21 protein-coding genes and 1 pseudogene are annotated in these 18904 nt (G+C 52.1%); 13 read left to right on the plus strand and 9 right to left on the minus strand.

Going from position 1 to position 18904, the window contains the following annotated elements; all coding sequences use genetic code 11:
• The first annotated feature begins 262 nt into the window (after positions 1-262).
• A complete protein-coding gene (slyB, locus tag N0B36_RS15750; protein ID WP_046276343.1) occupies positions 263-730 on the plus strand; it encodes an outer membrane lipoprotein SlyB in 468 nt (155 codons plus the stop codon).
• Between the two features lie 47 nt (positions 731-777).
• On the opposite strand, the gene slyA is transcribed toward slyB, so the two are convergent.
• Complete coding sequence (gene slyA, locus N0B36_RS15755; RefSeq protein ID WP_019076732.1) at positions 778-1218, minus strand: transcriptional regulator SlyA; 441 nt, start codon at positions 1216-1218, stop codon at positions 778-780.
• 192 nt (positions 1219-1410) lie between these two features.
• Between slyA and N0B36_RS15760 the strand changes: the two genes are divergently transcribed.
• The 3 genes and pseudogenes from N0B36_RS15760 to N0B36_RS15770 all read left to right on the plus strand — a co-directional run bounded on the left by N0B36_RS15760 (position 1411) and on the right by N0B36_RS15770 (position 4550).
• Positions 1411-1647: a DUF1656 domain-containing protein gene (locus N0B36_RS15760; protein WP_016156432.1), complete on the plus strand. Its 237-nt coding sequence runs from the start codon at positions 1411-1413 to the stop codon at positions 1645-1647.
• A gap of 2 nt (positions 1648-1649) precedes the next feature.
• Positions 1650-2513, plus strand: a complete 864-nt coding sequence (locus N0B36_RS15765) for an HlyD family secretion protein (RefSeq protein WP_016152996.1) — start codon at positions 1650-1652, stop codon at positions 2511-2513.
• Positions 2510-4550, plus strand: a pseudogene (locus N0B36_RS15770) (FUSC family protein). Before N0B36_RS15765 ends, N0B36_RS15770 begins: the two are co-directional and overlap by 4 nt.
• On the opposite strand, the gene sodC reads toward N0B36_RS15770, so the two are convergent.
• From sodC to N0B36_RS15785, 3 genes are all read right to left on the minus strand, one after another.
• Positions 4526-5050, minus strand: coding sequence for a superoxide dismutase [Cu-Zn] SodC (gene sodC, locus N0B36_RS15775; protein WP_016156429.1), 525 nt, complete (start codon positions 5048-5050; stop codon positions 4526-4528). The pseudogene N0B36_RS15770 and the gene sodC sit on opposite strands and share 25 nt — an antisense overlap.
• An 81-nt stretch (positions 5051-5131) precedes the next feature.
• Complete coding sequence (locus N0B36_RS15780; protein ID WP_016152993.1) at positions 5132-6028, minus strand: aldo/keto reductase family oxidoreductase; 897 nt, start codon at positions 6026-6028, stop codon at positions 5132-5134.
• A 49-nt stretch (positions 6029-6077) separates the two neighbouring features.
• Positions 6078-6317: a DUF1289 domain-containing protein gene (locus N0B36_RS15785; protein WP_016156428.1), complete on the minus strand. Its 240-nt coding sequence runs from the start codon at positions 6315-6317 to the stop codon at positions 6078-6080.
• A 101-nt stretch (positions 6318-6418) separates the two neighbouring features.
• On the opposite strand from N0B36_RS15785, the gene N0B36_RS15790 reads away from it, so the two are divergent.
• The 4 genes from N0B36_RS15790 to rnt all read left to right on the plus strand — a co-directional run bounded on the left by N0B36_RS15790 (position 6419) and on the right by rnt (position 9417).
• On the plus strand, positions 6419-7018 hold the full coding sequence (locus N0B36_RS15790; protein WP_016152991.1) for a TetR/AcrR family transcriptional regulator: 600 nt from the start codon (positions 6419-6421) through the stop codon (positions 7016-7018).
• 54 nt (positions 7019-7072) lie between these two features.
• Positions 7073-8170, plus strand: a complete 1098-nt coding sequence (locus tag N0B36_RS15795; RefSeq protein ID WP_003029197.1) for an alkene reductase — start codon at positions 7073-7075, stop codon at positions 8168-8170.
• Between the two features lie 97 nt (positions 8171-8267).
• Positions 8268-8675 carry a lactoylglutathione lyase gene (gene gloA, locus N0B36_RS15800; RefSeq protein WP_003029198.1) on the plus strand — a complete coding sequence of 136 codons (408 nt, stop codon included), beginning with the start codon at positions 8268-8270 and terminating at the stop codon, positions 8673-8675.
• 94 nt (positions 8676-8769) lie between these two features.
• Positions 8770-9417, plus strand: coding sequence for a ribonuclease T (gene rnt / locus N0B36_RS15805; protein WP_016152990.1), 648 nt, complete (start codon positions 8770-8772; stop codon positions 9415-9417).
• Between the two features lie 54 nt (positions 9418-9471).
• Here rnt and grxD read toward each other — a convergent pair whose 3' ends face one another.
• Positions 9472-9819 (minus strand): monothiol glutaredoxin 4, encoded by a 348-nt coding sequence (gene grxD, locus N0B36_RS15810; protein ID WP_003832760.1) that lies wholly within the window; start codon positions 9817-9819, stop codon positions 9472-9474.
• A gap of 333 nt (positions 9820-10152) precedes the next feature.
• Between grxD and N0B36_RS15815 the strand changes: the two genes are divergently transcribed.
• Together N0B36_RS15815 and sodB are read left to right on the plus strand one after the other, a co-directional pair.
• Positions 10153-10983 (plus strand): C40 family peptidase, encoded by an 831-nt coding sequence (locus N0B36_RS15815; protein ID WP_259688619.1) that lies wholly within the window; start codon positions 10153-10155, stop codon positions 10981-10983.
• A gap of 127 nt (positions 10984-11110) precedes the next feature.
• Positions 11111-11692 (plus strand): superoxide dismutase [Fe], encoded by a 582-nt coding sequence (sodB, locus tag N0B36_RS15820; RefSeq protein ID WP_016152988.1) that lies wholly within the window; start codon positions 11111-11113, stop codon positions 11690-11692.
• A 40-nt stretch (positions 11693-11732) separates the two neighbouring features.
• Here the strand turns inward: sodB and N0B36_RS15825 are convergent, their stop codons facing one another.
• A complete protein-coding gene (locus N0B36_RS15825) occupies positions 11733-12902 on the minus strand; it encodes an MFS transporter (protein ID WP_046276347.1) in 1170 nt (389 codons plus the stop codon).
• 176 nt (positions 12903-13078) lie between these two features.
• The gene (cydH, locus tag N0B36_RS15830; protein ID WP_003029209.1) at positions 13079-13168 is read right to left on the minus strand and encodes a cytochrome bd-I accessory subunit CydH; all 90 of its coding nucleotides are present in this window, start codon (positions 13166-13168) and stop codon (positions 13079-13081) included.
• Positions 13169-13465: 297 nt separating this feature from the next.
• Between cydH and purR the strand changes: the two genes are divergently transcribed.
• Complete coding sequence (gene purR, locus N0B36_RS15835; RefSeq protein ID WP_003832757.1) at positions 13466-14491, plus strand: HTH-type transcriptional repressor PurR; 1026 nt, start codon at positions 13466-13468, stop codon at positions 14489-14491.
• Here purR and punR read toward each other — a convergent pair.
• Complete coding sequence (gene punR / locus N0B36_RS15840) at positions 14488-15420, minus strand: DNA-binding transcriptional activator PunR (protein ID WP_019076726.1); 933 nt, start codon at positions 15418-15420, stop codon at positions 14488-14490. The two genes, purR and punR, sit on opposite strands and share 4 nt — an antisense overlap.
• 113 nt (positions 15421-15533) lie before the next feature.
• On the opposite strand from punR, the gene punC reads away from it, so the two are divergent.
• Complete coding sequence (gene punC, locus N0B36_RS15845; protein WP_259688627.1) at positions 15534-16739, plus strand: purine nucleoside transporter PunC; 1206 nt, start codon at positions 15534-15536, stop codon at positions 16737-16739.
• A 290-nt stretch (positions 16740-17029) separates the two neighbouring features.
• The gene (cfa, locus tag N0B36_RS15850; RefSeq protein ID WP_016152983.1) at positions 17030-18178 is read left to right on the plus strand and encodes a cyclopropane fatty acyl phospholipid synthase; all 1149 of its coding nucleotides are present in this window, start codon (positions 17030-17032) and stop codon (positions 18176-18178) included.
• A 41-nt stretch (positions 18179-18219) separates the two neighbouring features.
• On the opposite strand, the gene N0B36_RS15855 is transcribed toward cfa, so the two are convergent.
• On the minus strand, positions 18220-18867 hold the full coding sequence (locus tag N0B36_RS15855; RefSeq protein WP_016152982.1) for a riboflavin synthase: 648 nt from the start codon (positions 18865-18867) through the stop codon (positions 18220-18222).
• Positions 18868-18904: the final 37 nt, after the last annotated feature.

Here is an 18904-nt window from a genome sequence, read left to right on the forward strand (position 1 = left end):
TAAGCAAATTAGCCTTGACACTCAACCATAAAGTGCCGACTAATGCCATGCTTCCTTAATGATTTTTGAGGGCTAATCATTACAATGGACGCTTTATTACATCAATTATATGAATGATTCGTTTATACTCGGTATATCCGATTTCGGTTAAGATTTTCATATTGTTCCAGTAGAACATGTGACCTTAGGCTCACAAGTGCCATATAATTTAGCCATGAAGGGTGCTTTATTAGCGTTTCGTGGTGTTAAAGGAGATTTGTAAATGATTAAACGTGTGCTGATTGTTGCATTAATGGGTGTGTCTTTGGCGGGCTGCGTTAACAATGATAGCCTTTCAGGCGACGTATACACCGCATCCGAAGCGAAACAAGTTCAGAACGTTACCTATGGTACAATTGTTCATGTTCGTCCGGTGCAAATCCAGGGTGGCGATGACGCAAACGTGATTGGCGCAATTGGTGGTGCGGTACTCGGCGGGTTCCTGGGTAACACCGTCGGCGGCGGTACGGGTCGTTCATTAGCCACGGCGGCTGGCGCAGTTGCCGGTGGCGTAGCGGGTCAAGGCGTACAAGGTGCGATGAATAAAACCCAGGGTGTAGAACTGGAAATCCGTAAGGACGACGGTAATACCATCATGGTGGTTCAGAAACAGGGTGCGACCAAGTTCTCAGCTGGCCAGCGCGTTGTTATGGCTAACAACGGCAGCCAGGTTACCGTGTCTCCACGCTAATCGAATTCACGTGTGGTCAGGCTCTGGCCACACGTCATCTTATCGTTTCAGCCCTGTGACTGCAGTTCAATAATATTGTGTTCCAGTCTGGCGACCAGTTTAATCAGCAGATCAATTTCCTCAGCTGAAATCCCTTCCAAAATTTCTCCACGCGTCTTGTTGATAACCGCTTCCATATCTGCAATCAGCGGCTCTGCTTTTTCTGTCAGTTTAATTCTCTTTGCCCGACGATCGCTGGCGCAAGTCTGTCGTGAAATGAGTCCCTTTTCTTCCAGCTGGTCAAGCGTGCGTACCAACGAAGGCTGCTCGATGCCAATCGCTTTAGCCAACTGAATCTGCGATTGATCAGGCGGCAATTGATGAATGTTGTGCAGCGTAACCCAATGCGTCTGCGTCAACTCCAGAGGTTTCAGGCGATGGTCAATCAGAGCACGCCAAATGCGCACCAACCGTGCCAGATCAGAACCTAATGGCGATTCCAATTTCATCTCCTTATAATTAGCTTGCTAAGTTATTGTGCTGATTTTAGAATAGTGTGCAGCATTTGTATTCCCAAAACAAATGTATTGCCAAATTTGCTTACCGGCTGACATTTTTTCAGACATTATGCGTTACAGAGACTCATTGTCTCTTTTTTGCTAAACCTATAGCAATGCTCTCTTCCGCCAAGGATTTTGCCCGTGAAGTTTATGTTTAATGCAACAGGATTGCCCCTACAAGATTTAATGATCGGAGCATCTGTCTACTTCCCTCCTGTTTTCAAGGCGTTTGTAGCAGGATTTATTCTCTGGCTGGTTGTTCATCGCCTCCTGCGCGACTGGATTTACTCCGGCGAAATCTGGCATCCCCTGTTAATGGATCTGTCACTCTTTACGCTTTGCGTATGTCTGGCCTTTGTAATGCTGATTGTGTGGTGATTATGTCGCTTAAAACCATTAAATACTTCTCCACCATTATAGTCGCTGCCATCGCAGTTTTCGCCGGATGGTGGATGTGGAATTACTATATGCAATCGCCCTGGACACGTGATGGCAAAGTGCGAGCTGAGCAGGTCAGCATCACGCCGCAGGTCTCAGGCAGCATTAGCGAACTCAATATAAAAGATAACCAGTTTGTGAACAAAGGCGATGTCCTTTTTATCATCGATAAGACGCCGTTTCACATTGCTGAACTAAATGCGCAAGCGCAGCTGGCGAAGGCACAGTCCGATCTGGCGAAAGCCAATAACGAAGCCAACCGCCGCCGTCATTTATCGCAAAATTATATCTCAGCCGAAGATCTGGATACTGCTAACCTCAACGTGAAAGCCATGCAGGCCAGCGTTGAAGCAGCCGAGGCCAGTCTGCGCCAGGCACAGTGGCAACTGACGCAGACGGTGGTCAAAGCGCCCGTAGCGGGCTGGGTCACCAACCTTTCAACTCGTACTGGAGACTACGCCTCAACCGGTAAGCCCCTGTTTGCCCTTGTCGACAGCCACTCTTTCTATGTGATGGGGTATTTTGAAGAAACCAAGTTGCGCCACATTCGTGAAGGTGCTCCTGCGGTTATCACGCTCTACAGCGGCAACATAAAGTTACAGGGTCACGTATCCAGTATTGGTCGCGCCATCTACGACCAAAGTGTGGAAAGCGATTCCGGCCTGATTCCCGACATCAAACCCAATGTGCCGTGGGTGCGTCTGGCCCAACGCGTTCCGGTCCGCATCGAATTCGACGCTCTGCCGCAGGATGTCACTCTGGTTTCTGGTACGACCTGCAGCGTGTCTATCGGCCAGCGTAAATGAAACTGTCCCACCTGATGCCAGGCCATTGGCCGTGGTTTAAAGCCACGGTAGCGCAGTGGCGTTATGCGTTGCGAAATACCATTGCGATGTGTCTGGCGTTAACGTTCGCCTATTACCTGAATCTGGATGAGCCCTACTGGGCGATGACCTCGGCGGCAGTGGTCAGCTTTCCCACCGTCGGCGGGGTTATCAGCAAAAGTCTGGGTCGTGTTGCGGGTAGCTTACTGGGCGCCACCGCCGCGTTGATTATTGCCGGTCATACCCTCAATGAGCCGTGGTTGTTTTTGCTGAGCATGTCAGTGTGGATCGGTTTTTGTACCTGGGCCTGCGCGCACTTCACCAATAACGTCGCCTACTCCTTTCAACTGGCTGGTTATACGGCGGCGATCATTGCTTTTCCCATGGTCAATACCATAGAGATTACGCAGTTGTGGGATATTGCTCAGGCCCGCGTATGCGAGGTCATCGTCGGTATCCTGTGCGGCGGCATGATGATGATGATCCTCCCCAGCACCTCCGATGGCACCACATTGCTTACCGCGCTGAAAAACATGCATTCGCGTTTACTGGAGCATGCCAGCTTACTCTGGCAACCGGAGACAACGGATGCAATTCGCACAGCCCATGAAGGTGTTATCGGTCAGATTCTGACCATGAACCTGCTGCGTATTCAGGCGTTCTGGAGTCACTACCGTTTTCGCCGTCAAAATGCGTTGCTCAATTCGCTGTTGCATCAGCAGTTACGTATGACCAGCGTGATATCCAGTCTGCGCAGGATGCTACTGAACTGGCCCAATCCCCCGGCTAATACCCGGCAAATCATCGAACAACTGCTCAGCGAGCTGGTCAAATCCAATACCGACACCTACACCGTCGCACGTATTATCGCCCCCCTGCGTCCTCTCGATGCACGCGACTATCGGCACGTCGCCTTCTGGCAACGACTGCGTTATTTTTGTCGGCTGTACTTACGCAGCAGTCATTATCTGCATTTACTGGAAAATGGCGTTACCGCCGAGCTTATTACTATCGCCCGCACGCCAGGACTTGCCCGTCATACCGATAATGCGGAAGCACTCTGGAGCGGATTGCGTACGTTCTGTACCCTGATGCTTATCGGCGCATGGAGCATTGGCGCGCAATGGGAATCAGGCTCTGGCGCACTAACGCTCGCGGCCATCAGCAGCGTGCTCTATTCCGCCGTAGCCACGCCGTTCAAGTCACTTTCTTTGCTGATGCGCACGCTGGTTCTGCTGTCGCTGTTTAGCTTTGTGGTTAAGTTTGGCCTGATGGTGCAAATCTCTGACCTCTGGCAATTCATTCTGTTTCTCTTCCCGCTGCTCGCTACCATGCAACTCCTGAAGCTGCAAATGCCCGCGCTGGCGGGTCTTTGGGGACAGCTAATCGTGTTTATGGGATCGTTTATCGCGGTGACTAATCCGCCGGTTTATGATTTTGCTGATTTCCTGAATGACAATATGGCGAAAATCACCGGCGTGGCGCTATCGTGGCTGGCATTCGCCATTCTGCGGCCCGGATCGGATGCGCGGAAAGGTCGCCGCCATATTCGCGCCCTGCGCCGGGATTTTGTCGATCAGCTCAGCCGACATCCCTCACTCAGTGAAAACGAATTTGAGTCGCTGACCTATCATCACGTCAGCCAACTCAGCAACAGTCAGGATGCACTGGCGCGACGCTGGCTATTGCGTTGGGGGGTTGTCTTGCTGAACTGCTCGCACGTGGTGTGGCAACTGCGCACCTGGGAGGTACGTTCAGATCCTCTGGCTCGCGTCAGAGACGTGTGTATTTCGCTGCTTCGCGACGTAATGAGTGAGCGCGGCGTTCAGCAACGACCGCTGAATGCCACGCTGAGTGAGCTACAGCGTATTTGCGACACGCTCGCCCACCATCATCAACCTGCGGCGCAGGAACTGTCGGCGCTTATCTGGCGACTACACTGCTCGCTTTCTCAGCTCGAACAGGCGCCTCCGCCGGGTACGCTAGGCAATTGATTATTTGATAACGCCACAGGCGTAGCGCGCGCCACCACCGCCAAGCGGTTTTGGTTGATCGGACATATTATCGCCACCGACATGGATCATCAGCGCTTTGCCTTTAACCTCATCGAGCGTTTTCAGCCGCGGCGCAATGACCGGTGTTGTGGCGTTACCGTCGTTATTCACCACCAGCAGCGGCAGGTCACCCATGTGGCCTGCGCCTTCGGGGCCTTCGTGCTTGCCGGTTTGGTGCGGATCATAATGGCCTCCAGCCGATTCCGCGGCTGAGGCTTTTCCTTCTTTAATCGCCGGTTGGCAACTGCCATTCGCATGGACATGGAAGCCATGTTCACCCGGCGGCAGCGCTTTCAGATCGGGCGTAAACTCCAGCCCTTTCCCGGTTTCAGCAATAGTGACCGTACCAATCGCCTGGCCGACGCCTTGCGACGTTACCAGATTCATCGTCACTTTTTCTTCACTAGCAGCCTGCGCACCTGCACAGGCGAGTAGAGTAATAATGGCCAAACTCAAACGCTTCATAAGACCTCCGTCCGAAAGGTGTCTGATTGATAAGTGTAAACCAGTGACACAAATTTGAACGGAGAAGCGTCAAAAACGCGATTACGGTACGTCGTAACCCAGCGCGGCTTTGCGAATACGGAACCACTGCTGGCGAGACATGTTCAATGACTCAGACTCAACGGCAGCGCGTACGCGCTCTATCTTCCCTGAGCCAATAATCGGCAACGGCTGAGACGGCAGACGTAAAATCCAGGCGTACACCACCTGCTCAATGGACTGCGCGTTTAACTCTTCTGCGATTGTGGCAAGTTCATTACGTAATGGCTGGAACGCATCGTCATTAAACAGACGACCACCGCCGAGGCAGGACCAGGCCATCGGACGAATGCGCAGTTGTTGCAGTTGATCTAAAGTACCATCCAGCAGGAGCGGCTGATGTACCGGTGAGATCTCAACCTGGTTAGTCGCCAGCGTGAACGGCAGACGCGATTGCAGCAGTGAGAACTGTGCCGGGGTGAAGTTAGATACGCCAAAGTGACGCACTTTTCCGCTATGGTGCAATTTTTTGAACGCGTCGGCGACGTCGTCCGCATCCATGAGCGGATCGGGACGGTGGATGAGCAGCAAATCAATATGATCGGTCGCCAGTAACTTCAACGATGCTTCCGCACTGGCAATGATATGCGCGCTGTCGGTGATGTAATGACCCAGCGCATTTTCCGTGCGCGCCGTCGTGGCGATCCCGCACTTGGTAACAATCTGCATTTTTTCACGCAGATGCGGAGCCAGCTTCAGTGCCTCACCAAACGCCGCTTCACACTGGTATCCGCCGTAAATATCGGCGTGATCGACGGTGGTAACGCCCAGGTCCAGATGTTCTTCAATAAAGCTGACTAGCTGGCGCGCGGACATATTCCAGTCCATCAGGCGCCAATACCCCATTACAAAGCGAGAAAATTCCGGACCTTGCGGCGCAATAGTAATACGCTGAACCATAGCAGCTTCCTTATAAGTGAATGTGCATCGAGTATACGCAATTACGCTTTTAAAAGAGTGAAGGTTGTTGCGGTTCTTCCGAAGGGTTGGCTTTGTTTGCTCGTAATTTACGCATCAGGCGCTGACGACAAAGCCGTAGCACTTCCTGCTTTTCGGCATCGCTCATCTTTTGCCAGTTAAAACGCTCATCCCGACTGCGAAAACAGCCGCGGCAAAAACCGCGCTCGTCAGACTGACATATTCCACGGCATGGGCTCTGGACGGGGAAAAACTCCAGCTGTTCGGCCACATCCCCTCCTTTCGTAAGATTGATATACCTATTGAAGACGTTAACTGAATTTCTCGCAAGCGCTATTGCATTAGACCGACTGGTCTATTACACTCCTTCCCATGAACAAAATCACTGAACACGATACGCGCGAACATCTGCTGGCGACTGGCGAACTGCTGTGTATGCAGCGCGGCTTCACCGGTATGGGCTTAAGCGAACTACTGAAAACCGCTGAAGTCCCCAAAGGTTCGTTTTATCACTATTTTCGCTCTAAAGAAGCGTTCGGTGTTGCGATGCTGGAACGCCACTATGCGGCCTATCATCAGCGACTGGCTACGCACTTTGATACGGGGGCAGGAAACTATCGCGACCGCATTCTGGCCTACTATCAGGAAACCCTGAACCAGTTTAGCCAGCACGGTATTATCAGCGGTTGTTTAACCGTAAAACTGTCTGCCGAAGTGTGCGATCTGTCAGAAGATATGCGCACGGCGATGGATAAAGGCGCGCGGCACATTATTGCGCTGTTAGCGCAGGCGCTGGAGAAAGGTCAGGCAAATCATTGTCTGTCCTTTGTTGGCGAGCCGTTACAGCAGGCGCAGGTATTGTATGCGCTGTGGCTGGGCGCCAACCTGCAGGCCAAGATTTCTCGTAGCGCCACCCCGCTGGAAAATGCGCTGGCGCACGTTAAAACCATCATTACTACGCCTGCCGTTTAACAGGCGTTTTTATTTCTTTTATTACTAGACGACCGGTCTATTCAGGAGTGCCATATGTCATCTGAAAAACTTTTTTCCCCACTGAAAGTGGGTGCTATTACGGCAGCAAACCGCGTATTCATGGCGCCACTGACGCGTCTGCGCAGCATTGAGCCTGGCGACATCCCTACTCCGCTGATGGCCGAGTATTACCGTCAACGCGCCAGCGCGGGTCTTATCATCAGTGAAGCTACACAGATTTCCGCGCAGGCGAAAGGCTATGCGGGGGCACCCGGCTTACACAGCGAAGCGCAAATTGCCGCATGGAAAAAAATCACCGCTGCCGTACATGCGGAGCAAGGTCATATTGCGGTCCAGTTGTGGCATACCGGGCGCATCTCTCACGCCAGTCTGCAGCCCAACGGTCAGGCACCGGTCGCACCTTCCGCGATTAGCGCCGGTACCCGGACCTCGCTGCGTGATGAAAATGGTCTGGCAACGCGTGCGGATACCTCAATGCCGCGTGCGCTGGAAACTGAAGAAATTCCTGGCATCGTTAATGACTTCCGTCAGGCGATTGCCAACGCGCGCGAAGCGGGTTTCGACATGGTTGAACTGCACTCCGCTCACGGCTATCTGCTGCACCAGTTCCTGTCGCCAACGTCTAACCAGCGTACCGATCAGTACGGCGGCAGCGTCGAAAATCGTGCACGTCTGGTGCTGGAAGTTGTCGATGCCGGTATTAAAGAATGGGGTGCCGATCGCATTGGTATTCGCGTATCTCCGATTGGCTCATTCCAGAACGTTGACAACGGGCCGAACGAAGAAGCCGATGCGCTGTATCTGATTGAACAACTGGGCAAGCGCGGAATCGCTTACCTGCATATGTCTGAGCCGGACTGGGCTGGCGGCGAGCCGTATTCCGATGCGTTTCGCGAAAAAGTTCGTGCGCGTTTCCACGGTCCGATCATTGGTGCGGGTGCCTACACACCTGAAAAAGCAGAAGCACTGATCGAGAAAGGCCTGATCGACGCCGTTGCTTTTGGTCGCGCCTATATCGCTAACCCGGATCTGGTTGCGCGCCTGCAGCGTAAAGCGGAGCTGAATCCGCAACGTGCCGAAAGCTTCTACGGCGGCGGCGCGGAAGGTTACACCGATTATCCTACCCTCTAACGTCACAAACTCCGTTCTGCCATTGATAGCGGCGTAACAACGCCGCTATACTAAAACAACATTTTGAATGTATTAGCCATTTTCGAAGGGGAAAAAGATGCGTTTACTTCATACCATGCTGCGCGTGGGTGACCTGCAGCGTTCCATCGAGTTTTATACCAACGTGCTGGGCATGAAGCTGCTGCGTACCAGCGAAAACCCTGAATACAAATACTCCCTGGCCTTTGTCGGCTACGGCCCTGAAACCAGCGAAGCCGTGATCGAACTGACCTATAACTGGGGTGTCGACAAGTATGAGCTGGGCACTGCCTACGGCCATATCGCCCTGAGCGTAGATAACGCAGCCGAAGCCTGTGAACGTATTCGTCAGAATGGCGGTAACGTCACGCGTGAAGCCGGTCCGGTAAAAGGCGGCACAACCGTAATCGCATTCGTTGAAGATCCAGACGGTTACAAAATTGAACTGATCGAAGAGAAAGACGCCGGGCGCGGCCTGGGCGACTAACCTCCCCACGGGCGCAGATCGTCTGTGCCCGTAGTTTTATACTCATCATTTTGCCATAATACGCGCTGCAATTTTCCCGTATTAAGAGACCCAGATGTCCGATAACGCTCAACTTTCCGGTCTGTGTGACCGTTTTCGTGGTTTTTATCCTGTCGTCATTGATGTCGAAACCGCAGGGTTCAATGCCAAAACCGATGCGCTGCTTGAGATCGCAGCCATCACACTGAAAATGGATGAACAAGGCTGGCTGATGCCGGACACGACGTTACATTTCCACGTAGAGCCATTTGAAGGCGCGAATTTGCAGCCGGAAGCCCTCGCCTTTAACGGAATTGACCCTAACAATCCGCTACGCGGCGCGGTCAGCGAATATGACGCTCTGCATGCCATCTTTAAAATGGTGCGTAAAGGCATTAAAGACAGCGGCTGCAATCGGGCGATCATGGTGGCGCATAACGCTACGTTCGACCACAGTTTTATGATGGCCGCAGCAGAACGCGCCTCGCTCAAACGTAATCCATTTCATCCGTTCGTCACCTTTGATACTGCGGCCTTAAGCGGCCTGTCTCTGGGGCAAACTGTGTTATCGAAAGCGTGCCTGGCGGCAGGAATGGAATTTGACGGGACTCAGGCGCACTCGGCGCTGTATGACACCGAACGGACGGCCGTGCTGTTTTGCGAAATTGTTAACCGCTGGAAACGTCTCGGCGGCTGGCCTCTTCCCGTGCCTGAAGAGGCATAACGGACCGATAAAAAAAGCGACCATCACGAGGTCGCTTTTTTATTTACGCTGATATTATTCAGCGTCCGGCTCTTCGGTTTTGTATTTCGCCGCTGTTTCTTTAATCAGCTGCTGCAACTCACCGCGCTGGTACATTTCGATCAAAATGTCACAGCCGCCAACCAGCTCACCATCAACCCACAGCTGCGGGAAGGTTGGCCAGTTTGCGTATTTCGGCAGCTCGGCGCGAATATCCGGGTTCTGCAGAATATCAACATAAGCAAAGCGTTCACCACAGGCGGACAGCGCCTGCACAGCCTGAGCGGAGAAACCGCAGCTTGGCAGTTTAGGGGAACCTTTCATGTACAGGAGAATCGGGTTTTCAGCGATCTGGCGCTGGATTTTTTCGATAGTGGTGCTCATTATCTTGCTTCCTTAAACTTCTTTTACGGCAGTAGTCTGACATTGTAGCGGGTCAGACAGGCAACGGAAAATAACATTTTCATTACGCGTTATTATTTTATCCCCTGACGCCAAAAGTTGCATTCACAATCTCACTTATCCCTTTAAAGCCTGTGGATTTGATTATTCGTTCACCAACGCCAACTTTAATTGCTGATTTTTTTTGCGGTCGGTTACGAAACGTAGTTTTAAACAAAAAAGCTATTAACTTTCCCTCTTTCTATAGATTAGAATCATCAAGTTTTGAAAATCACACGCAGGCATGATAGACCTGCCTTACCAGAGGATTGCTCAGTGGCGCGGATAAACCGAATCTCGATCACGCTCTGTGCTTTACTTTTTACTACACTGCCCTTTACGCCCATGGCTCATGCTTCCAAGCAGGCCAGGACGACACCTACCCATTCCCACACCATCAAAACGGTAGATAAAAAGAAAAGCGCAACAACCAGCCAAAAAACAACAAAAACCAGCAAGAAAACGGCGACAAAAACCACCAGCAAAACCAGCACCAAAACCGCTTCCTCTTCTAAACATCGCACTGCCGCTCCGGCAAAGTCGACTAAAACGGCAAACCGTCGTGGTAAAAACACCGCAGCACAAACCGCTGCCGTTACCTGGACTGAAAAATGCACGCCGCGCAAAGGTCATAAGCCGCGCTGTGTAAAAGTGAAAACCACCGTACCAACGACGCTGGCTGACGCGCATAAAGTGAAAGTGCAGAAAGCCACTAAAACCGCCATGTCCACGCTGATGAACCAAATCGGCAAGCCTTATCGCTGGGGCGGCACCTCACCAAGAACCGGGTTTGACTGCAGCGGTCTGGTCTATTACGCCTATAAAGATCTGGTGAAATTCCGCATTCCACGTACAGCGAACGAAATGTATCATCTGCGCGATGCTGCGCCGATTGAACGTGGCGAACTGAAAAATGGCGATCTGGTATTTTTCCGTACCCAGGGGCGTGGAACTGCCGATCACGTTGGCGTTTATGTTGGCAACGGTAAGTTTATTCAGTCACCGCGCAGCGGCCAGGAAATTCAAATCACCTCTCTGAGTGAAGATTACTGGCAGCGCCACTATGTGGGCGCTCGTCGGGTAATGACGCCAAAAACAATTCGTTAAAAACTTACCCTACAGGACATGCTGTAGGGTAAGTTCTTCTTTTGCATAACCTTTCAATTTGCTACCCTATCCTTACTCACAATGAGGCTATTGTGTGTACTCAATATAAATAATAAGGAGAGAAGCAATGTCGTTTGAATTACCTGCATTACCGTATGCCAAAGATGCTCTGGCACCGCACATTTCTGCCGAAACGCTGGAATATCACTATGGCAAACATCATCAAACTTACGTGACTAATCTGAACAACCTGATTAAAGGCACGGCGTTTGAAGGCAAATCACTGGAAGAGATCGTACGTAGCTCTGAAGGCGGTGTATTCAATAACGCAGCACAGGTATGGAACCACACGTTCTACTGGAACTGCCTGGCACCGAACGCAGGTGGCGAACCTACCGGTAAACTGGCCGAAGCAATTGCCGCCTCCTTTGGCAGCTTTGCGGATTTCAAAGCGCAGTTCACCGATGCCGCTATTAAAAACTTCGGTTCTGGCTGGACCTGGCTGGTAAAAGGAACGGATGGCAAACTGGCTATCGTTTCCACCTCCAATGCAGGTACACCGCTGACCACCGACGCGACGCCGCTGATGACCGTTGACGTGTGGGAACACGCCTACTACATCGATTATCGCAATGCCCGTCCTGGCTACCTGGAAAACTTCTGGGCGCTGGTGAACTGGGAATTTGTTGCGAAGAACTTCGCAGCATAAAAAAGATGACGCAGAAGGAGAACCCTTCTGCGTTTTAGCATTAATTCGCGGTAGTGAACGCCTCTTCAGGCTGTTTGCGCGCCGAGATAAAGACCAGCAGTAGCGCAAGTCCTGCCACAATTGCCCCCATCACCGGAACAAAGCTATAGCCCAACCCACCGGAAATCACCGCCCCACCGGCTGCGGCACCCAGAGCATTCCCCAGATTAAACGCGCCAATGTTGACTGACGATGATAATCCAGGCGCTTCGCTGGCAACGCGCATCACGCGCATCTGCAACGGCGGAACGACCGCAAACGTCGCTGCCCCCCAGACCACCATACTAACTGCCGCACCCAGCTCATTACGCGCCAGGAAAGGAATGGCCAGCATAATAACCATCAGCAGCAGCAAAAAGCCTTTCAGCGTACCGTTGACGGAACGGTCAGCCAGTTTGCCACCAAGATAGTTACCGATTGAGAAGCCAACGCCAATCAGCACCAGCATACCGGTCACAAACGCCGGTGTGGCATGGGTGATCGTATGTAACACTGGCGAGATATAGGTATAAAGCGTGAACATCGCCCCGGCTCCCAGAACGGTCGTCAGCAGCGCCGACAGCACCTGCGGACGCATAAGTACCGCCAGTTCGCTACGGACGTCCGGTCGCTCTCCCGCCCCACCTTTGGGTAATGAGAAGAACAGGCTGACCATGGCGATGACGCCCAGACCCGCCGTTGCCATAAACGACATACGCCAGCCGATGGTTTCACCAAGCCAGGTCGCCGCAGGAACGCCACCAATATTGGCAATGGTCAACCCCATAAACATGGTTGCCACGGCGCTGGCCTGCTTATGTTTGGGTACTACGCTTGCAGCGACAACGGAGCCAAGACCAAAAAATGCCCCATGGTTCAGACTGGTCAAAATACGCGATAACATCAGGGTGGTGTAATCCGGCGAGATAGCCGAAAGCACGTTGCCCAGCGTGAAAATCGCCATCAGGAATATCAACGCATTACGTCGCGCACGATGGGACAGCAGTAATGTCATCAGCGGAGCCCCCACCATCACCCCAACCGCATACGCGCTGATTAACATTCCGGCCGCGGGAATCGAGACATCCACACCTTTGGCAATGACGGGCAATAATCCCATTGGCGAAAATTCAGTGGTGCCAATGCCAAACGCGCCGATCGCCAGCGCCAGTAAAGGATAATTGAGTTTCATATTTCAACTCCGTAACGTCGAGCCGGGGCGCGACATAAAATAAGAGTCAAAAGCATGACATTGATCGCAAAATTAATAAAGTTAACAAAATTGCAAAAGACTTTTGCTTATTCGCAAACAATCGACGGGAAAGGCAAGCGGAAAGGATGAGGGAGAGCGAACTCCCTCGGGGGAAATCAATGCAGCGCTGCGGTCAGGCCACCCGCGACGATCAAACCCAGAACAATAATGGTAGTCACTAACGAAAATTTCAGATCGGTGCTCATCAAGTTTTCTCCTTTTTATTCCCACACAAAAAGTGATATTGCGCATTTTTACACACTTGAAAGCAAAAATCTCTCACGATTTATATTGATAACTGCTTTTAACTCTTCCCCTTTTCGTTAAGATCAGACAAAATTCCACGCTTACTTGATTAGCGTACCGGCCATTGACCCCTTCCTGACGTTCCGTGTCGTTTTCCCGGCGTGCCGCAACCCTTACGTTGCGCTAAGGGTGTGTTAAGGCAAACGTTTACCTGGAGTATTCTCAGGAGCTTAGGATATGGTCTGGAGTGAGATGTAATGGCAACAATTAAAGATGTAGCGAAGCGAGCAAACGTTTCCACTACAACCGTATCACACGTAATTAACAAGACGCGCTTTGTCGCGGAAGAAACGCGTAATGCTGTCTGGGCGGCGATCAAAGAGCTGCACTATTCTCCGAGCGCCGTGGCGCGCAGCCTGAAGGTGAATCACACCAAGTCTATTGGCTTGCTGGCCACCAGCAGCGAAGCGGCCTATTTCGCTGAAATTATCGAAGCCGTTGAGAAAAACTGTTTCCAGAAAGGCTATACCCTGATTCTGGGTAACGCATGGAACAGCCTCGAAAAACAGCAGGCTTATCTGTCGATGATGGCGCAAAAGCGCGTTGATGGTCTGCTGGTGATGTGTTCTGAGTATCCGGAGTCGCTGCTTTCGATGCTCGAAGAGTACCGCCATATTCCGATGGTCGTCATGGACTGGGGCGAAGCTAAAGCCGACTTTACCGATACGGTCATTGATAACGCCTTCGAAGGCGGTTACATGGCGGGTCGGTATCTGGTAGAACGCGGTCATCGTGAGATTGGCGTGATCCCAGGACCAATGGAGCGTAATACCGGAGCCGGGCGTCTGGCAGGCTTTATGAAAGCGATGGAAGAAGCGCTGATTAAAGTTCCTGAAAACTGGATTGTGCAGGGCGATTTTGAGCCTGAATCCGGCTATCGCGCCATGCAGCAAATTCTGTCACAGTCGCATCGTCCGACTGCCGTCTTCTGCGGTGGCGATATCATGGCGATGGGTGCGCTGTGCGCCGCTGACGAGATGGGACTGCGCGTACCGCAGGATGTTTCGCTCATCGGTTACGACAACGTGCGCAACGCCCGCTTCTTCACGCCGGCTCTGACGACCATTCACCAGCCTAAAGATTCACTGGGGGAAACGGCCTTCAACATGCTGTTAGACCGTATCGTGAATAAACGTGAAGAGTCGCAGTCTATCGAGGTTCATCCGCGCCTGGTAGAACGCCGCTCCGTTGCCGACGGCCCGTTCCGCGATTACCGTCGTTAAGACTGTTGTGCGGGAGCCTCATCGGGCTCCCGCAGCCATTCCTTATTCAGCGTTTCACTATCCCCTAAATAGTCCAGCAGCCAGCTCAATGCCGGCGACGTATCGTTCTGTTGCCATGTCAGGCAGCATGCGGCATCAGGAAATGGATTCTCCAGCTGTAGCGCGACCCATTTGCCGCTATCGATCCACGGTTTGGCAAAATGCGTCGGTACCATGCCCACGCACAAACCTGCAGATAAACAAGTAGCAGAAGATTCCCAGTCAGGCACCACAACGCGCTTTTGGTTATCCAGCAGCCAGGTAATACGCTTAGGAAGCGTACGCGACGTGTCTTCACGCACCAGCGACGGCCAGTTGCGCAACGTGTCGTCGCTTAGCGGTCCGGGCATTGACGCCAATGGATGATGGCTTGCCACCACGCAGCTCCAGCTCAGCATTCCCATGTCGCGGAAGGTATAGCGTCCCCCCACCGGAATCGCCTGCGTGGCGCCGATTGCCAGCTCAACGCGCCCATCGGACAGCGCATCCCAGACACCGTTAAACACCTCCTGGAAAACCAGCAGTTCGACATCATCAAAATGACGATAGAAATCCACGATCATCTGTCGGGTACGATCCGGGCGGACAATGTTATCTACCGCGATCGCCAACTGCCCGCGCCAGCCGTTGGCAATTTGCTGACATTGCTGGCGGGTGATCTGCATTTTTTTGATAACAGAGCGGCCTTCCTTGAGAAACCATGCACCGGCAGGCGTCAATTCCACGTCCCGATGGCGTCGCTCAAAAAGCGGCACCGCCAGCCACTCTTCCAGTTGACGCACGGTGTAGCTTACCGCCGAGGGTACGCGGTGCAACTCCTGCGCGGCCGAACTAAAGCTACCGTTACGCGCAACCGCATCCACAACTTCAAGTGAATATTCCGACCACATATTCTGCCTACAAAAAATTTGAAATCAGTAAGCAAATATTAGCGTTTCACAGCAAGAATTACACTCACTACACTCAGCGGCATTGTTCTACTGCTAAAAAAAGAGAAATGATGATGCAACCTGGGAAAGGATTTTTAGTCTGGCTGGCGGGTCTTAGCGTACTCGGCTTTCTGGCAACGGATATGTATCTGCCCGCCTTCGCCGCAATTCAGTCCGATCTGCAGACACCTGCATCTGCCGTCAGCGCCAGCCTTAGCTTATTCTTAGCGGGTTTTGCCGTCGCGCAACTTCTGTGGGGGCCGCTCTCTGACCACTATGGTCGCAAGCCAGTTTTGCTGCTGGGTTTATCCATCTTCGCGCTGGGCAGTTTGGGCATGCTGTGGGTTGAAAATGCCACCGGTCTGCTGGTACTGCGCTTTGTTCAGGCCGTTGGCGTTTGTGCGGCATCGGTTATCTGGCAGGCGCTGGTCACCGATTATTATCCTTCACAAAAAGTAAACCGCATCTTTGCCACCATTATGCCATTGGTCGGGTTATCCCCGGCATTAGCGCCGTTATTAGGCAGTTGGATCCTGGTACATTTTTCCTGGCAGGCCATTTTCGCCACCCTGTTTGCCATTACTCTAATCCTGATGCTTCCGGCTCTGCGCTTAAAACCAACAGCTAAAGCACGCGACGACAGCCTGGATAAACTGACTTTCGCTACCCTGTTGCGCTCAAAAGTTTACCGCGGAAACGTGCTGATTTATGCCGCCTGCTCCGCGAGCTTCTTCGCGTGGCTGACGGGTTCCCCGTTCATCCTCAGCGAAATGGGCTACAGTCCGGCGGTGATTGGCCTGAGCTATGTTCCACAAACCATCGCTTTCTTAATTGGTGGTTACGGCTGCCGCGCTGCGCTGCAAAAATGGCAGGGCCGTCAGCTGCTGCCCTGGTTACTCATTCTGTATGCCTTTAGCGTAGTGGCCACCTGGGCAACCGGATTTATTCACCATGTTGCGCTGGCTGAAATCCTCATCCCATTCTGCGTTATGGCGATTGCCAATGGAGCAATCTACCCTATTGTTGTGGCTCAGGCGTTACGTCCTTTCCCACAGGCTACGGGACGCGCAGCGGCATTGCAGAACACACTGCAACTGGGTTTATGCTTCCTGGCAAGCCTTGTGGTTTCCTGGTTGATCGCCACCCCGCTGCTCACCACCACCAGCGTGATGCTGACAACGGTGCTGCTGGCGGCCGCGGGTTACAAAATGCAATCGCAGAAGGCTAACGCCCCGCACACAGATGATCGGGCGCAAATTGCCCACGGTGAGTCTCACTAGTAATCATCTTTGATAATTAATTAGCCTGCTAATGTTTATTGGTTGAATCATCAAAAATTCAGGCCTATACTGATTTCCGGTTGTTAAAAAAACGATAATTGTTATGTGTTAACGGGGACAAGAACGTTCCCGTTTTCCCATGGATGGTCTTTTCGGCAAGGGTTCCTCCCTTCCTCTGTTCTACGTCGGATTATAGATTCGCGGATTAATTCCGTGAGAGTTCTCACAAAGCCCAAAAAAGCGTCTACGCTATTTTAAGGTTCTGATCACCGACCAGTGATGGAGAAGCTATGAGTTCATCGTGTATAGAAGACGTCAGCGTACCGGATGATGACTGGTACCGCATCACCAATGAATTATTAAGCCGTGCAGGTATTACCATTAATGGTCCGGCACCGGCAGATATTCGCGTAACGAACCCCGATTTTTTCAAACGCGTACTGCAGGAAGGATCGTTAGGGTTGGGCGAAAGTTATATGGATGGCTGGTGGGAATGCGACCGGCTGGACATGTTTTTTTGTAAAGTCCTGCGCGCCGGTCTTGAAAACCAACTCCCCCGCCACTTTAAAGACACGCTACGTATCGCCACGGCTCGCCTGTTCAATTTACAGACCAAAAAACGTGCGTGGGTCGTCGGCAAAGAACACTACGATTTGGGCAACGATCTCTTTACCCGCATGCTGGACCCTTATATGCAGTATTCCTGCGCCTACTGGAAAGATGCCGACACCCTGGAATCTGCCCAACAGGCGAAGCTAAAAATGATTGCCGAAAAACTGCAGTTGAAGCCAGGCATGCGGGTGCTCGATATTGGCTGCGGCTGGGGCGGCTTATCCCAGTTTATGGCGTCACAATATGGCGTTAGCGTGGTGGGCGTGACCGTTTCGGCAGAACAGCAGAAAATGGCGCAGGCGCGTTGTGCGGGGCTGGATGTCACAATTTTGCTGCAGGATTATCGCGACCTGAACGACAAATTTGATCGCATTGTCTCTGTCGGCATGTTTGAGCATGTGGGGCCGAAGAACTACGCGACTTATTTTGAGGTGGTTGATCGTAATTTAAAACCCGACGGCCTCTTTTTGCTGCATAGCATCGGCTCCAAAAAGACCGACAATAACGTTGATCCGTGGATCAATAAATATATCTTCCCGAACGGCTGTTTACCGTCAGTTCGCCAGATTGCCAACGCCAGCGAGCCGCATTTTGTGATGGAAGACTGGCATAATTTTGGCGCGGATTACGATACAACGTTGATGGCCTGGCACGAGCGTTTCATGAGATCCTGGCCTGAAATCGCCGATAACTATACCGAACGCTTTAAACGGATGTTCAGCTATTACCTGAACGCCTGCGCCGGTGCGTTTCGTGCTCGCGACATTCAGCTGTGGCAGGTGGTTTTTTCCCGCGGCGTTGAACACGGCCTGCGCGTTCCCCGCTAATCGTTATCACCCCCGTGCCAACGGGGGTTTTACACTCTGGCTTAGGCTCCCGCCTCACCCGTTACGTTACTGATGGCGCTTTCACGCGCCGCCAGTACGCGCTCAACGGTATCAACCACCGCCTGGGTTTGGGGATCGATTTCGATATTGACCCGCGCGCCTAACTTTTTCTTACCCAGCGTCGTACGTTCCAGCGTTTCCGGGATCAAATGCACACAGAAACGCGTCGGAGTCACCTCACCGACCGTCAGACTGATGCCATCAATTCCGATAAATCCTTTGTACAAGATGTATTTCATCAGCGACGGATCCTGAACTTTAAACCACACCTGGCGGTTGTTCTCCGAGGTCAGAATTTTCGACACTTCGGCGGTCGTCATAATATGGCCCGACATTAAATGTCCGCCAATTTCATCACTGAATTTTGCCGCACGCTCAACGTTGACCAAATCCCCAACCTTCAGGTCACCCAGATTGGTGATACGCAGCGTTTCTTTCATCAGATCAAAGCTTATCTGGTTACCGTTGATTTCGGTTACCGTCAGGCAGCACCCATTGTGGGCAACCGATGCGCCGGTCTCCAGCGCATCCAACATATATTCAGGTAACTCCACAACATGCGTACGAAAATTTGGTTTTTCATCAATAGACACCAGTTTCGCGGTGCCCTGCACAATACCCGTAAACATACTTCTAACTCCTGAACTGAATTAAGACATCTCTGCA

Origin of the sequence: Citrobacter sp. XY323 (assembly GCF_025106035.1) — a bacterium.
GTDB lineage: Bacteria > Pseudomonadota > Gammaproteobacteria > Enterobacterales > Enterobacteriaceae > Citrobacter > Citrobacter braakii.

Coding starts and splice junctions, on each gene's coding strand:
- punC (WP_259688627.1), top strand. CDS start 15,534: ATGCAACCTGGGAAAGGATTTTTAGTCTGGCTGGCGGGTCTTAGCGTA.
- purR (WP_003832757.1), top strand. CDS start 13,466: ATGGCAACAATTAAAGATGTAGCGAAGCGAGCAAACGTTTCCACTACA.
- rnt (WP_016152990.1), top strand. CDS start 8,770: ATGTCCGATAACGCTCAACTTTCCGGTCTGTGTGACCGTTTTCGTGGT.
- slyB (WP_046276343.1), top strand. CDS start 263: ATGATTAAACGTGTGCTGATTGTTGCATTAATGGGTGTGTCTTTGGCG.
- punR (WP_019076726.1), bottom strand. CDS start 15,420: ATGTGGTCGGAATATTCACTTGAAGTTGTGGATGCGGTTGCGCGTAAC.
- grxD (WP_003832760.1), bottom strand. CDS start 9,819: ATGAGCACCACTATCGAAAAAATCCAGCGCCAGATCGCTGAAAACCCG.
- sodC (WP_016156429.1), bottom strand. CDS start 5,050: ATGAAGCGTTTGAGTTTGGCCATTATTACTCTACTCGCCTGTGCAGGT.
- gloA (WP_003029198.1), top strand. CDS start 8,268: ATGCGTTTACTTCATACCATGCTGCGCGTGGGTGACCTGCAGCGTTCC.
- N0B36_RS15790 (WP_016152991.1), top strand. CDS start 6,419: ATGAACAAAATCACTGAACACGATACGCGCGAACATCTGCTGGCGACT.
- N0B36_RS15780 (WP_016152993.1), bottom strand. CDS start 6,028: ATGGTTCAGCGTATTACTATTGCGCCGCAAGGTCCGGAATTTTCTCGC.
- sodB (WP_016152988.1), top strand. CDS start 11,111: ATGTCGTTTGAATTACCTGCATTACCGTATGCCAAAGATGCTCTGGCA.
- N0B36_RS15765 (WP_016152996.1), top strand. CDS start 1,650: ATGTCGCTTAAAACCATTAAATACTTCTCCACCATTATAGTCGCTGCC.
- slyA (WP_019076732.1), bottom strand. CDS start 1,218: ATGAAATTGGAATCGCCATTAGGTTCTGATCTGGCACGGTTGGTGCGC.
- cydH (WP_003029209.1), bottom strand. CDS start 13,168: ATGAGCACCGATCTGAAATTTTCGTTAGTGACTACCATTATTGTTCTG.
- N0B36_RS15825 (WP_046276347.1), bottom strand. CDS start 12,902: ATGAAACTCAATTATCCTTTACTGGCGCTGGCGATCGGCGCGTTTGGC.
- cfa (WP_016152983.1), top strand. CDS start 17,030: ATGAGTTCATCGTGTATAGAAGACGTCAGCGTACCGGATGATGACTGG.
- N0B36_RS15795 (WP_003029197.1), top strand. CDS start 7,073: ATGTCATCTGAAAAACTTTTTTCCCCACTGAAAGTGGGTGCTATTACG.
- N0B36_RS15855 (WP_016152982.1), bottom strand. CDS start 18,867: ATGTTTACGGGTATTGTGCAGGGCACCGCGAAACTGGTGTCTATTGAT.